Here is a 13,733-nt window from a genome sequence, read left to right as displayed (position 1 = left end):
CAGCGAAATTGGGGAATATCGCGATGCGTAATACGACTAAACTGACAATGGCATTGGTTGCCTCTGCCGTAGCCTCACCGGCTGCCGCTCAGGAACAGCCGGTGGCGGGAAACTTGGTGACCTCGGTCGACATGATGTCGATGTCAGTATCCGAACTGAAGGGGGAAATCGGCCAGCGCTATGATGCGGCGCTGGCTTTGACGCGTGACGGGGGCACGGTCGGAGCGAATGATCCGCGCTATCTGTGGGCGATTCAGGCCAAGGCGCAGTGCGGCATCGCGCTGGGTTTTCTGAAAAGCAGCACCAAGGATCCCGTGTCGATTGGCAAATGCATCGACGCCGCCATGCGGATGAACGCCCAGCCCATGCCGGTTGCGGTCCAGGCGCCGGCTGTTCCGGTCGACAATCCGGCCTGCCGCGAAAGTATTGCCGGGATCGTGTTCTTCGAATGGGACAGCGCTGTTCCGCCTGAAAGTGCCATGCCGATAATCCAGGCTGCCGCGCAGAACCTCAAAGCCTGCGGCTGGAAAGGATTGACCGTGACCGGTCATACCGATCGGTCGGGCAGCGATGCGTACAACAACGGCCTGTCGGTGCATCGCGCGCAGGCGGTCTCGCAGATGCTGGGGTCGCAGGGTGCAGATCCGGGCGCACTGATGGTATCGGGCCAAGGCGAAAGCTCGCCCAAGGTGCCGACCGCTGACGGAGAGCGTAACCCGCAGAACCGCCGCGTCGAAATCACCGTCCAGAATTGACTGCAGGGGGCAGGACCATGACCATAAAGAAATCGCTTGCCGCCAGCCTTGTAACGCTGCTGGCGTCTGTCGCTACGCCCGCGCTCGCGCAATCGGCGCCTGTTTCCATGCCGGACGTTATCGCTGTCGCGGTGAACTCGAATCCCGAGATTGCCCAGGCGCAGTACAACAAGGAAGCCATCCAGTTCGAACGCAAGCAGGCTCAGGGGCTCTATGCACCGCGCGTCGACGTTGAAGGATCGGCTGGCATCCGTCATCTCGACAACCCTACCCGGCGTCTGACCGGGATTCAGAACAACGAGCTTTATCCGGTCACCGGTGAAGTGCGCGCCGAATGGACGCTGATCGACTTTGGCCGCCGCCGGGGCGAACTGTTGCGTCAGGCTGCGCGTGTCGACGGCGCTTCGCTGCGGGTCGTCGAACGTTCGGAGTTCATCGCGCTTCAGGTTGCACGCCAGTACCTTGACGTGCTGCTTCAGCAGCGTGTTGTGGCCGCCAGCATGGACAACGTTGCCTTCCACGAAGCGCTGGTGAAAGATCTGGGATCGGGTGTCGAACAGGGTTCGATCTCGATTGCCGACCAGCAACAGGCGCAGGAACGCCTTCAGGCCGCCCGCGTCCGCACGATTGAGGCCGAGCAGGCCCTGACCGAGGCGAAGATCAGCTTGCGAACGCTTTCGGGTCTCGACATCGATGCGGTGATCCAGCCGCCCTTGCTGAACGAGGCCATGCCAGGATCGGTGGCCGAAGCGGTTGGTCTTGCCCGCACGCAAAACCCGCTGGTCCGCGAAGCCGAAGCCGATGTCGATGCCAGCCATGCCCTGGCCAACAGCGTCAAAGCGGATCAGTTGCCCAAGATCGGGATCGATGTGACGGGGCGGATCGGCCACGACATTGACGGAGTCGACGGGGCTACCCGCGACGTCCAGGGCCGCGCCTTCCTGCGCTGGAACATCTTCGATGGCGGGATCAATCGCGCCAATTACCAGGAGATGGTCCGCCGCGCGAGCGAGAGCCGCTACCGCCTTTACACAGTGGTGCGCCAATCGGAAGAAGATGTGCGCACAGCCTGGTCCAAGCTCGACAGCCAGACACGGATCACCAGCGACCTCGAAACGCAAAGCAAAGTCAGCGACGACCTGCTGCTTTCCTATCGCAGCCAGTTCAGTGTTGGCCGCCGCTCGCTGCTTGATGTGCTCGATTCGCAGAACGCGCGCTACAACACGCAGGTCCGCCTTGAAACGTCGCGCTTTTCAGCGATCTTTGCCCGCTACCAGACGCTGGCCGCGACCAATCGCTTTCTTTCGGCGATGAATATCGCGCCCGGCGCCGGTGCGGGCGAGAAGGAACGTGATCGCTTCAACTATGGCCCGGCCAAGCCGGCTGAGCTCGAATACCGCACCCGGCCCAAGTAAACGGGCGCGGGTGTACGGGGCGGCTATCCACCCCGCATGATCGAAGTGAGTCCCTGCCTCCTCTTCCCCGGGGGCAGGGGCATCGCACAACAGGAACTGACCATATGGCCGATGGGCCTTCTGCTTTTACCGCCCAAGCTGACCCGCTGGTCGCCGCACTGGCCCAGCTGGCAGAGCGGTTTGGCGTACCGTTTTCACAGGCCATGCTGGCGGGCCTGGCGCTGGATGCTCGGGGGCAGCTGCCGCTGCATCAGGCCGAACCGGCGCTTGAGGTTCTGGGTCTCAACAGTGATGCGCAGCGTCCCAAGCGTCTGCCGCACCGGGCTTCCAGCTATCCTGCGCTGATCGCGCTGGGCGATGATCGGATCGCGGTAATCCACGAACTGCGCGACGGTGATGCGCTGGTCTGGCGTCCGGAAACAGGGCAATCGCAATGGGAGCCGATGAAGGCGCTGGAAAGCGACTATGCGGGCTGGATGTCGACGGTGTTCGGCGATCCCTCTGCCCTGCGCGCCGAAGGTCAGCCGTGGGAAGTCGGCGCCCGCACGCACTGGTTCTGGTCGGAAGTCGCAAAGTTGCGACGCCGTTTTGCCCCGGTCTGGGTGTCGACCCTGATCATCAACATGCTGGCGCTGGCGCTGCCGCTGTTTTCGATGAATGTGTATGACCGCGTCATTCCCAACCGCACCCAGGCAACTCTCTGGGTGCTGGCGGTGGGCGTGCTGGGGGCCTTTGCGATCGAATATGCGCTGCGCCGTGCGCGCTCGGCCGTGCTTGACGAGATCGGACACGAACTCGACATGAAGCTTTCGCAAAAGATCTATTCCAAGATCCTTGCTGCCCCGCTTGCCGACCGAAAGGGCCACACTGGCAACATGGTCGCACGCGTGTCCGAATATGCGCTGGTGCGCGATTTCTATGCTTCGACCACGATTATGCTGGTCATTGATCTTCTCTTTCTTGTCTTGTTCGTTGCGCTGATCGCGTGGATCGCGGGTTGGCTGGCCCTGGTCCCGCTGATTGCCATGGCAATCATGGCGCTGATCGGCCTCAGGCTACGCGGCCAGGTTATCCATGCTGCGCGCGAAGCGCAGGCTGACCACGGCCTTCAGCAGACACTGTTGGTGGAATCGATCGCCGGGCTTGAAACCTTAAAGTCCATTGCGGGGGAAGGTGCGATGTTGGGGCGCTGGCGCAAGCTGGCGGAACTTGGCGCCCATTCGCAGCAGCGGTTGAAAGACGTCAGCACCACTGCCATCGGCATGGCCAGTACGTTCCAGCAGGTGTCCAACATCGCACTAATCGTAGGCGGATATTACCTGTTCGATGCGGGCAAGATCACCATGGGCGCGATCGTTGCAATCGTCATGCTGTCGTCGCGTTCGCTGGCCCCGGCCGGTCAGCTGGCATTTTTGCTCACCCGCGGTCAGCAGGCACAGCAAACCCTGCAATCAATCCAGAAGCTGTGGGATGCACCGGACGAACGCCGGATGGGCAGCGCATCGCTGACCCCGTCGGTGCGTTCAGCCACCATCCGTCTTGAAGACGCCGCGTTCAGCTATCCCGAGGCGTCGGGCGAATCGCTGAAGGACATTAATCTGACCATCAACCCCGGGGACCGGATCGCGATTGTCGGGCGGGTCGCATCGGGCAAATCGACCCTGGGCAGGTTGCTGTGCGGGCTGTACCAGCCCGGCGCCGGGGCCATGCTGATCGACGGGATCGACAGCCGCCAATACCGTCCCCAGGAACTGCGCGATGCTTTTCGCTTTGTCGGCCAGGATGCCAGCCTGTTCTCTGGTACGATCAAGGACAACTTGGCACTGGGTGCGGGCGTGGTCGATGACGCAGCGATGATTGATGCGCTGCGCTTTGTCGGTGCGGACCAGTTCCTTAGCCAGGACGCTGGCGGGTTCGACCGCGGGGTGGGTGAGGCAGGCAGCTGTCTGTCGGGCGGCCAGCGCAGTTTCCTGACGCTGGCACGCGCCTTTGTCCGTCCATCAAAGCTGCTGTTCCTGGATGAACCTACAGGCGCGATGGACAGCCAGACCGAGAAACTATTCGTCGACCGGCTGTCCCAATCGCTGACATCTGACCAGACACTGATTATTTCGACCCACCGACCGGCACTTTTTGCCATTTGCAACCGCCTGATCGTACTCGACAAGGGGCGGATTGTGGCCGACGGACCAAGGGATGAAATCATCGCATCTGCTGGAGTGGGGCTCAAGCCATGACCACGCATAACGCTTCGCTTCTTGACCTGTCGCTACCGCTTGATCTTGCGGACACAGGCACGGCCGTGCGCCGCTGGAAGCCAGAACATTGGCTTTTGGCAGCGATCGCCGCGTTGGTTGCAATGCTCGGTTTGTCGTTTGCGGTACCTTCGCTGACCCGCGCTTTTGCCGCTGGCCAAGCCGCGCCCCAGGTCAGCATCGACCTTGCTGAGGTGGGTAACGTTGCCAACATCTCGGTCGACGACAAGGACCAGATCGTGGTCGAAGGCCAGGCCGCAAAAGATCAAAACGCCGCTATCCCGACGCTCAACCTGCCGCTCGAACAGGTCAAGGCGTTTGGCCTTGCCGCGGCGAAGAACGAAACGTACTCCACTGCGCTGAAATGCCTGACGCAGGCGGTTTATTATGAGGCGGCGGTTGAGCCGTTGCAGGGCCGCCGCGCCGTGGCCCAGGTCATCCTGAACCGCATGCGCCATCCTGCCTATCCCAAGAGCGTATGCGGTGTGATTTATCAGGGCGCAGAACGCCGCACCGGTTGCCAGTTCAGCTTCACGTGCGACGGCGCCCTGCTGCGTACGCCGGCTGCGGGGCCGTGGCATGAGGCAGAAACGGTTGCCAAGGCGGCGCTGGCTGGCTCGGTCGAATCCAGCGTCGGTACCGCAACCTTCTATCATGCCGATTACGTTCTGCCGAAATGGGCTTTCCAGCTTGGCAAGATCGGCCAGATCGGTCGTCACATTTTTTATCGCTTTGGCGGCGCCTGGGGTGCGGCCGCAACGTTCAATGGCCGCTATGCCGGGACCGAACGCATTCCCGCGCTTGATTTTTCCGCCCTGCGCGATCGCGCCCTGGCCGATGGGCTGACGGTAGACAGCGCCGTGGCAGCGGCAGAACAGTTCACACCTGGACTGACCGTTGCCCCTGACGTGAAGGATCGCCACGCCGTCAACGACGTCGGCGGAAGGATTGACATGACCAAGACCTGGCGTCCCGCCATGCCTGATCCGGTTGCGATGGGCAGCCATTTTCAGGAGACAGTTGCTGCCACATCAGCCAAGCCGGACGAACCTGCGCCCCGGCAGGTTGCAGTGGGCGAACTGACCGGGCCAATGGTCGCGCAATGAGCGGAACCGGCTTTCGCAATGTTTGGCATGGCTGGGATGCCAACCGCCGCCTGATCGCGGTTTGTGCCCTTGGCCTGTTCCTGCTGATCGCATGGGCCGCCGTCGCCCGCGTCGATGAAGTGACGCGCGGCATGGGCAAGGTTATTCCGTCCAGTAAGGTCCAGCTGATCCAGGCGAGCGAGCCCAGCACCATCGCTTCGATCATGGTCCGGCCCGGCCAGCTGGTGAAACAGGGGCAGCTGCTGGTTCAACTCGACACCGCGCAATCGCAATCGCAAATGGGCCAGCTTCAGGCCGAGAACGAACGGCTGACGGCGCGCGCTGCGCGGCTGCAGGGTGAAGGTAACGGATCGGGGTCGTCGGCTTGCGGCGAAGGTACCATCTGCGCCGAAGAATCACAGCTGGCCGCCGTGCGCCGCGCCACAGCAGCAAGCAAGCAATCGGCACTGTCCGCCCAAATTGAACAGCGCCGCCGCGATCTTTCCGAGGGTCAGGCGACCATCGCCAGCCTGGAAGGAAGCGTGCGGCTCGCTCAGCAGCAGGTCGATACATTGGCCCCAATGGTTGCCAAGAAGGTCATTCCGCAGACTGAACTGATCTCTGCCCAGCGCGAACTGGTCGACGTCCAGGGGCGCTTGTCTGCGGCGCGCCAGGGTGCTGCGCGTGCATCGGCGGCGATCCAGGAGGCCCAAGCTCAATACAGCGAAGCGCGGCTGGATTTTCGGCAGCAAGCGCTCAGCGAACGAAGCGAAGTAGCGACCAAGCTGGCGGTCAACGAACAGACGATCAAAGCGGGCGCGACCGAACTGCGCGCGCCAGTTACCGGCTTCGTCAACGACGTAAAGGTCAATACCGTGGGCGGTTTCGTTGGTGCCGGCGAAAAGGTCATGCAGATCGTGCCCCAAGGCGACAAGCTGTTGATCGAAACCCGCGTCACGCCAAAGGACATCGCCTTCATCAAGGTTGGTGACCGCGCGGTAGTCAAGGTAACCGCCTATGATTTCTCGATCTACGGCGGGCTTAACGGCCAGGTTCGCAATATCAGCGCAGATTCGATCTATGACGAAACTGAACGCCAGGCCTATTACATCGTGGTCATTGAAACCGACCGCGCCTTCATCGAGAAGAACGGCCGACGTCTACCGATCATGCCGGGAATGATCTGCGATGCAGAGATCATTACCGGGCGCAAATCGATCCTCAGCTATCTGTTCAAACCGGTGCTCAAGGCCTTTGACGAGGCGATGACAGAGCGCTGATCCTAACGGGAAAAGGTTGGGACGAAGCAAGCCAGGGGGCTCTAAATTCCCTGGACTGCTCCGCCCCGCTGGCGCGGTTAGCGCGTCAGTAGCCGTGTATCCAGCGCTTGTTTTCGCTAAATGACACAATTGGCCGATAATCGTAGCTGGCGCTGGCATCGAGCACACGGTCGGTTGCATTGTCGAGTAGCCAGGCCTTGCCGTCCAGTTTGACAACCAGCACCGCGTGATCAGCAGCGCGCACGGTATCGCGCGCGATGGTGAGGTACATGGCACCGCGGGCAACGCCCAGTGCGGCCAGCAATTGCATCTTGGCGATCGCGATATCCTCGCAGTCGCCTGCGCCGCGGCGAATTGTTTCTCCGGCTGTGGCCCAATAGTCGGCCTTGCCGTAAAGTACGCGATCCTCGACATAACGGATGCGCCCGTTGGCCCAGCTGTTGACAGCGGTCAATTCAGCCATGCCAGGCACCCCGTGGTCTACCGCAACCAGCCGCGCGGCCGCCGATCCGGAAAAACCCTTGGCGCTGACCCGGGCCCAATCCTTGTCGAAACTGGTGCGGCGGATTGGCAAGCGCTTGCTGGCAAGGAAGTTGTCGGGTGAAAGCGGCACGATCGGCGCGGCGGCAGCAGTGCCCAGCTGCAGGGCTGGCACAACCGGGCGCACCGCGGCAATAAACCCAGGGGCATTGCAGTTTGCGGGCCGGGCGAGCGGCGAGAACGACGGACCGGTGGCGGGTTCCAGCATCCCGCTCATCGCCAGAGCGGCATTGGGCTGCGCCAAGGATGCGGCCTGCTGCTGGCGGATCAGATCAAGCTGGCTTACAGCCCCGCCCAGGATCGCGGCGGACTTGCTTTGCAGGGAAACGCTTGGTGCTTCGGCGAAGCCGGCGGCCGGCGCGATTCCAACGGGGCACGGCTGACTTGCGGCAAAGGCCGACGCAGCGACAGCCATCGGCAGGGTCGCCACGCCCAGCGACGCCGACGCAGGTTGCGCCAACAGGCTCATGCCAGCGATTGCAGCAGAAGCAGAGCAAAGGGTCCTGGTGCGGATCATGTCGCAGCGATGCCGCAGACCTGTTCAAGGTTGCGTGTAGGCATGTAGTTAACAGCGCATTTCGGATTGCGCCGGGGACGGGGTCCGTGCCGGCCTTGACGGTCGCGGCTCGTGGGGCGCAACCACGACTGCGATGGCCGCACTCCTTTTCAGCCTCCTGGCAGTCGTGATCGTCGGCCTTGGCGCGCGCGACCAGATGACTTTGGCGGCAATGACTGCGCGGCAGGGACAGCGCCCGGCTTTGCTGATCGCTGCCGTGTTGACCGGCGCGGCCAGCATCGCGGTTGCGGTCTGGGCCTCATTGCTGATCGCCCAGGCAATTCCTGCTCCGGCGCGGCAATTGTTTGCGGTAATGGCGCTGGGGCTGGCCGGATTGGAAATGCTGGTCTTGCGCCGCGCCGGTCAGCCGCTTGAACCGACCAATTCGCTGGGAGCTTTCGTAGTGGTGATGCTGGCCCAGCAGCTGACCGATGCGACACGCTTTGTAGTGATGGCGCTGGCCGTGGCGACACTCGCGCCAATCCCAACCGCGCTTGGCGGCGCGGCGGCAGCCATGGCACTGGCAATTGCCGGCTGGCTGGCGGCAGAATGGCTGGTCGCGCATGACCTGACCCGCGTACGGCGCGTAACGGGCGCTGCGATCCTGGCAGGCGCGGCGGCGCTGGCTGCGGGAGTCTTGTCCGCAATCTGACCATCCCGAGCGTCGCATAGCATTGCGGCGATGTTCCCCGCACGGTCCGCCGATGCTACTGCGACAGGATGGATAATGTCACAATCATTCCCGGCGCTGATGATGCCCGAGTGGCCGATTGGCTGGAGGCGCGCCTATGCGCAGCGCTTGCGCAAACCAGGGGGCCGGTTGTGATGACGATTCCGGGGGGGGCGACCCCTTTCCCGATCCTCGCCCGGCTTGATCCGAACGAGCTGCAGTGGGACCGGATCGTGGTCTGGCCGGGTGATGACCGCACTGTGCCCGAAGATCACCCGGCCAGCAATGTCGGCCGGATCCGTGCCGCACTGGAACCACTTGGGGCTACCGTTGTCGCGCTGGCTGAAGGTGCAGAGCCGCCGCACTTCGCGCTGACGTGGCTGGGCATGGGCAGCGATGGGCACATCGCGTCACTGTTTCCCAACACTGATCCCCGGCTTGATGATCCCGTAACTGTGCGCCGCCTGGTGCCCGATCCTTTGCCGCCCGAGGCGCCCTTTGCGCGTCTCAGCCTGACGATCCCGGCCTTGTTAAATAGCGATGCAGTGGTGTTCGTGATCCGCGGCGAAGACAAACGCGTGATTTTTGACGCGGCGCTGGCGGGCGAAAACGACTTTCCGGTGGCCCGCTTTCTGGGTGCGGCGCGTCAGCCAGTGACATGTTTCGCCTGATCCCGGCGCCGCTGCACCGCGGCGGCCTGATTGCTGCTCATCGCATGCGCCGGGTGTGGTGGCGCCTGCGCAAGCCGTTGTTGACCGGATGCCGGGTGCTTGCCCTTGACGGCGCGGGCCGCGTCCTGCTGGTCCGCCATTCCTATGGCAGCGGCCGCTGGATGCTGCCCGGCGGCGGACTGGCTCGCGGTGAGGACCCGGTGGCGGCGGCTTTGCGCGAACTGGGTGAGGAGGTTGGGTGCGGTCTGCTGCAGCCCCTGCATATCGCGACCATCGAAGAGCCGCTGTCCGGCACCACTAACCGCGTCCATCTGATCTGCGGCATGGCCGATGGACTGCTGCGCGCGGACGGCCGAGAGATCGTGGAGGTCCGGTTCTTCGCGCTTGAAAGCCTTCCCGTCGATGTGTCGCCGACCGTAGCTTTGGGTCTGCCCGGCTGGGTTAAAAAAGCGGAAGCTGTCCTGTCTTTCGAGCCGGTTGAGGAATAGCTTCCTCTTCTCCGTCGAGTTGCGAGAGCGTCAGACCCATGAGCCGCACCGGCTGGGCCAGTGGCAGGACTTCATCTAGCAACGCGTGGCCGATCGCCGCAAACTCGTCCCGTGTCGCAACAGGGCGAGCCAGCGACCGTGCGCGCGTCAGCGCGGTGAAGTCGGCGTGTTTAAGCTTCAGAGTTACCGTCCGGCCCTGAGCCTGCGCTTTGGCAATCCGTTCCCAGGTGATCGCGATGATCCGTTCCAGCACCTCACGCAGCGCCGAGCCCGAGGAAATGTCCTTGTCGAAGGTCCGTTCCGCACCCAGCGACTTGCGCGCGCGGTTAGCCTTGACCCGGCGCAGGTCGATTCCCCGCGCCGCGCGATAAAGGTAATCGGCCTGACTGCCGAAATGGCGACGCAGGAAATCGATGTCGTGCGCGGCCAGGTCTGCGCCGGTTTCGATCCCCAGCGCCGCCATCTTTTCCGCGCCGCGCGGGCCGATACCGAAGAATCGCCGCACCGGCATGGCAGCCACAAATTGCGCCCCTTCTCCTGGTCGGATCAGGCACAGACCATCGGGCTTGTTCTGGTCACTCGCCAGTTTCGCCAGGAACTTGTTGTAGCTCACCCCTGCGCTGGCGGTCAGCCCGGTTTCTTCCCTGATGCGCTTGCGGATCAGTTCGGCGATGCGGGTGGCAGACCCGATACCGCGCAGATCCTCGGTTACGTCAAGGAATGCCTCATCCAGGCTGAGCGGTTCGACCAGCGGCGTATAGTCGAAGAAGATCGCCCGTACCTGGCGCGACACGCCGGTGTAAACGTCAAAGCGCGGGCGTCGAAAGATCAGACCGGGGCATAATCGTTTGGCCGTGGCCGAAGGCATGGCCGAGCGGCAGCCGAACTTTCGAGCCTCATAGGAACAGGTGGTCAGAACGCCGCGCGGGCCGTCCCCGCCAACCGCGACCGGCTTGCCGCGCAGTGCCAGATCATCGCGCTGTTCTACGCTGGCGTAGAACGCGTCCATGTCGACGTGGATGATCTTGCGCAGACCCTGCGCCGGATCATCACCGTCATCGTCGGGGCTGGCGGAATCGCTCATAGTGTCAACAATAGGCTGGCCTGCCCCGCCAAGAAAGGCCAAGGGGACGCGATGAACGCCGCCATACCCCCTCCTGCCCGGCAACGCACTATCGGCGAGCGCGAACTGGTTGTGATGATGGCGACGCTGATGGCGATGCAAGCCCTGTCGATTGATTCTATGCTTCCGGCCCTGCCGAATATTGCCGGCGATCTGGGCGCGGGCGATCCTAACCAGCGGCAACTGGTTATTGGTACCTATCTGATCGGGACATCGCTTGGTTCGTTATTTCCGGGTGCGCTGGCGGACCGGTTTGGCCGGCGGCCTGTCCTGTTCGGCTGTCTTATACTGTATTGCGTACTTGCGCTGGTATGCACCTTTGCTCCCGATTTCACCGTCATGCTGGGTGCTAGGTTGACTCAGGGTTTCCTCAGCGCCGGGTTGACCGTGCTTCCCAGTGCGATCGTGCGCGACCGCTATTCAGGTGATCGCATGGCGCGTATTCTGTCAACAATTGCGCTGGTGTTCCTCGCCATACCGATGATCGCGCCCTCATTTGGTCAGGCCGTGCTGCTGTTTGCCGGATGGAGATGGATATTCGGGATTACCGCGGCGATGGCGCTGCTGGTCATGCTGTGGGTATGGCTGCGGCTGCCCGAATCCTTAGATCCCGCCAATCGGCAGGCCATCCATTTGCGCACAATTACCGGCAACATGAGCGGGGCGCTGCTTGAGCGCAGCGCAATTGGCTATGTCATTGGCGGAGGCGTGCTGTGGGCCGGTCTGTTTGGGTTCCTCAACAGTTCGCAGCAATTGATCGCCGAGCGGTTTGGCGGTGGACAAGCGTTTCCATTGATCTTTGCGGGTATGGCGGGCGGGATGGCCGTAGCCAACCTGGCCAACTCGCGGATCGTGGAGCGGTTCGGCGCGCGGCGCGTATCACAGGCGGCGCTGTTCGCCTATATCGGCGTCGCCATACTGCAAGTCTGGCGGGCATTCAGCGGGACCGAGGGGCTGTGGGATTTTGTTGGCCTGATGGGCTCGCAGATGTGCCTGATCGCCTTCATGGGCGCGAACTTCACCTCTATAGCATTACAGCCGTTCGGGCGGACGGCAGGTGCAGCCGCATCGGCGCAGATGTTCGTGCGTTCGGCCCTGTCTTCGTTGCTCGGCATTGCAATTGGCCAGTCCTATGACGGATCGGCGCGCAACCTGTCGCTGGCACTCTTGACCGGCGGATTGCTGGCCTTGGGAATGGTGCTTTACAGTGAGCGCGGCAAACTGTTTCGCCGGCTTTATGCCCCTGGTGCCGAGCGCCCGGCCTAGGGTTTTTCGCCCAGCGATCGCCACGCAAGGTCCGCAAACTCGCACAGCAGCGGCCGGGTATCGCGCGGGTCGATGATGTCCTCGATCCCAAAGATTTCAGCGGTGCGGAACGGGCTGCGCACACGATTGAGGCGGTCGCGAATCCCGGCAAGATGTGCCGCCGGGTCCAGCGCAGCTTCGATTTCCGCCTTGTAGGCAACCTCGATCCCGCCCTCGATAGGCAGACTGCCCCAATCGCCCGATGGCCAGGCAAAGCGGTACTGGAAGGTCTCGGCATTACTCATTGCGCTGCCAGCAATGCCATAGGCGCGGCGGATCACGACGCAGGCCAGCGGTACCGTGGCTTTGTAAACCGCATTCATTGCCTGGACGCCGTAGCGGATCGTGCCGGCCATTTCGGCCTCGCGACCGATCATGAAGCCCGGATTGTCGACCAGGTGGACCACCGGCAGGCGAAACTGATCGGCAAGTTTTATGAAGCGTTCGACCTTCTCGCTGGTCCGCGCTTCCCATGATCCGCCCAGAAAGCTGGGATCGCTGGCCAGCACTGCGACTGGCCATCCATTTAGCCGGGCAAAGGCGGTGATCGCCGCGCGGCCCCACAGCTTACCCATTTCAAACACGCTTTCCCGGTCGAAGACCATGTCGAGCAGGCGGCGCATTGAATAAACCTGTTTTGCTGCGCGCGGCACCAGGTCGATAAGCGCCTGTTCACGGCGGTCAACCGGATCGCTGGCCACTATGCGCGGCGCTGCCTGTCCGACATGGCTGGGAAGGTAGGACAGGAAGCGGCGGGCACGCTGGAACGCTTCGTTCTCGCTGCCTACCTCCTCGTCGACCACGCCGTTGCGGGTGTGGATATCGCTCCCGCCAAGGCTTTCCTTGTCGCTCGCCTCGCCAATCGCCTCGACCACGGCAGGCCCTGCGGCAAAAAGCTGGCTGAGGCCTTTGACCATCAGCGAGTAATGACTGGCCACCACGCGGGCTGCGCCAAGCCCTGCGGTTGGCCCCAGCGACAGCGCTACAACTGGCACGGTATCAAGATTCTTGACCACATCGCCCCAGCCGGGAACCGCCGGCACATAAGTCGCCCCGATCGTTTCCAGGGTCTTGACCGAACCGCCGCCGCCGGTTCCATCGATCATCCTGATAAGTGGAATCTTCAGGTTGTTGGCCATCGCTTCACACTGTTCGAACTTGCGTTTGATCGCGGCATCTGCCGCTCCGCCGCGGACGGTGAAATCATCGGCGCTGGCCACTACGGGACGGCCCTCGATATTGGCGCGGCCGAAAATAAGGTTGGACGGCGCCAGATCCTGCAATTCGCCGTTCGCATCATAGCGGCCTTTGCCCGCGATCTTGCCGATTTCGCGGAAGCTGCCGGGATCTACCAGGCCCTTGATACGGGCCCGTGCGTCCAATTTCCCGCGGCCGTGCTGGCGGGCAACTTTGTCGGCCCCTCCCATTTGCTCGGCCAGTTTGCGTCGGCGGCGCAGCTCTTCAACTTCGGGCTTCCAGCTCATCTGCGCTCCTCGGCGACCGGGAATTCGGGGAATAGTCCGTGCTCTGGCTAACCCCCGCCGTCTCTGGCCGCAATGCCCCTTGCACTCGGCCCGTGCCGACATTAGA

The 13,733-nt window shown here is 62.8% G+C and carries 12 protein-coding genes; 9 read left to right on the top strand and 3 right to left on the bottom strand.

Annotated elements, in window-relative coordinates:
- Positions 1-23 precede the first annotated feature (23 nt).
- From Q0L62_RS06330 to Q0L62_RS06310, 5 genes are all read left to right on the top strand, one after another.
- Positions 24-755 (top strand): OmpA family protein, encoded by a 732-nt coding sequence (locus Q0L62_RS06330; protein ID WP_296677984.1) that lies wholly within the window; start codon positions 24-26, stop codon positions 753-755.
- Between the two features lie 17 nt (positions 756-772).
- Positions 773-2,170, top strand: coding sequence for a TolC family protein (locus tag Q0L62_RS06325; RefSeq protein ID WP_296677978.1), 1,398 nt, complete (start codon positions 773-775; stop codon positions 2,168-2,170).
- A gap of 104 nt (positions 2,171-2,274) precedes the next feature.
- Positions 2,275-4,407, top strand: coding sequence for a type I secretion system permease/ATPase (locus Q0L62_RS06320; protein ID WP_296677975.1), 2,133 nt, complete (start codon positions 2,275-2,277; stop codon positions 4,405-4,407).
- Positions 4,404-5,531, top strand: coding sequence for a cell wall hydrolase (locus Q0L62_RS06315; protein WP_296677972.1), 1,128 nt, complete (start codon positions 4,404-4,406; stop codon positions 5,529-5,531). The genes Q0L62_RS06320 and Q0L62_RS06315 overlap by 4 nt, the downstream gene beginning before the upstream one ends.
- Positions 5,528-6,790, top strand: a complete 1,263-nt coding sequence (locus Q0L62_RS06310; protein ID WP_296677969.1) for an HlyD family type I secretion periplasmic adaptor subunit — start codon at positions 5,528-5,530, stop codon at positions 6,788-6,790. The genes Q0L62_RS06315 and Q0L62_RS06310 overlap by 4 nt, the downstream gene beginning before the upstream one ends.
- A gap of 85 nt (positions 6,791-6,875) precedes the next feature.
- Here the strand turns inward: Q0L62_RS06310 and Q0L62_RS06305 are convergent, their stop codons facing one another.
- Positions 6,876-7,799, bottom strand: coding sequence for a transglutaminase-like cysteine peptidase (locus Q0L62_RS06305; RefSeq protein WP_296677967.1), 924 nt, complete (start codon positions 7,797-7,799; stop codon positions 6,876-6,878).
- A gap of 181 nt (positions 7,800-7,980) precedes the next feature.
- Between Q0L62_RS06305 and Q0L62_RS06300 the strand changes: the two genes are divergently transcribed.
- The 3 genes from Q0L62_RS06300 to Q0L62_RS06290 all read left to right on the top strand — a co-directional run bounded on the left by Q0L62_RS06300 (position 7,981) and on the right by Q0L62_RS06290 (position 9,715).
- Positions 7,981-8,538 (top strand): hypothetical protein, encoded by a 558-nt coding sequence (locus tag Q0L62_RS06300; protein WP_296677964.1) that lies wholly within the window; start codon positions 7,981-7,983, stop codon positions 8,536-8,538.
- Positions 8,539-8,606: 68 nt separating this feature from the next.
- A complete protein-coding gene (locus tag Q0L62_RS06295; protein ID WP_296677963.1) occupies positions 8,607-9,227 on the top strand; it encodes a 6-phosphogluconolactonase in 621 nt (206 codons plus the stop codon).
- A complete protein-coding gene (locus Q0L62_RS06290) occupies positions 9,215-9,715 on the top strand; it encodes an NUDIX domain-containing protein (RefSeq protein WP_296677960.1) in 501 nt (166 codons plus the stop codon). The genes Q0L62_RS06295 and Q0L62_RS06290 overlap by 13 nt, the downstream gene beginning before the upstream one ends.
- Here Q0L62_RS06290 and dinB read toward each other — a convergent pair.
- The gene (gene dinB, locus Q0L62_RS06285) at positions 9,669-10,799 is read right to left on the bottom strand and encodes a DNA polymerase IV (protein ID WP_296677958.1); all 1,131 of its coding nucleotides are present in this window, start codon (positions 10,797-10,799) and stop codon (positions 9,669-9,671) included. The two genes, Q0L62_RS06290 and dinB, sit on opposite strands and share 47 nt — an antisense overlap.
- Before the next feature lie 51 nt (positions 10,800-10,850).
- On the opposite strand from dinB, the gene Q0L62_RS06280 reads away from it, so the two are divergent.
- The gene (locus Q0L62_RS06280) at positions 10,851-12,104 is read left to right on the top strand and encodes a multidrug effflux MFS transporter (protein WP_296677955.1); all 1,254 of its coding nucleotides are present in this window, start codon (positions 10,851-10,853) and stop codon (positions 12,102-12,104) included.
- Here the strand turns inward: Q0L62_RS06280 and Q0L62_RS06275 are convergent.
- Entirely contained in the window at positions 12,101-13,627 is a 1,527-nt protein-coding gene (locus Q0L62_RS06275) for an acyl-CoA carboxylase subunit beta (RefSeq protein ID WP_296677952.1), read from the bottom strand. The genes Q0L62_RS06280 and Q0L62_RS06275 overlap by 4 nt on opposite strands.
- Positions 13,628-13,733: the final 106 nt, after the last annotated feature.

The organism is Novosphingobium sp., assembly GCF_024642085.1.
Classification (GTDB): Bacteria; Pseudomonadota; Alphaproteobacteria; order Sphingomonadales; family Sphingomonadaceae; genus Novosphingobium.
The sequence above is the reverse complement of the archived record's forward strand: the minus strand, read 5'-3'. Positions and strand labels throughout refer to the sequence as shown.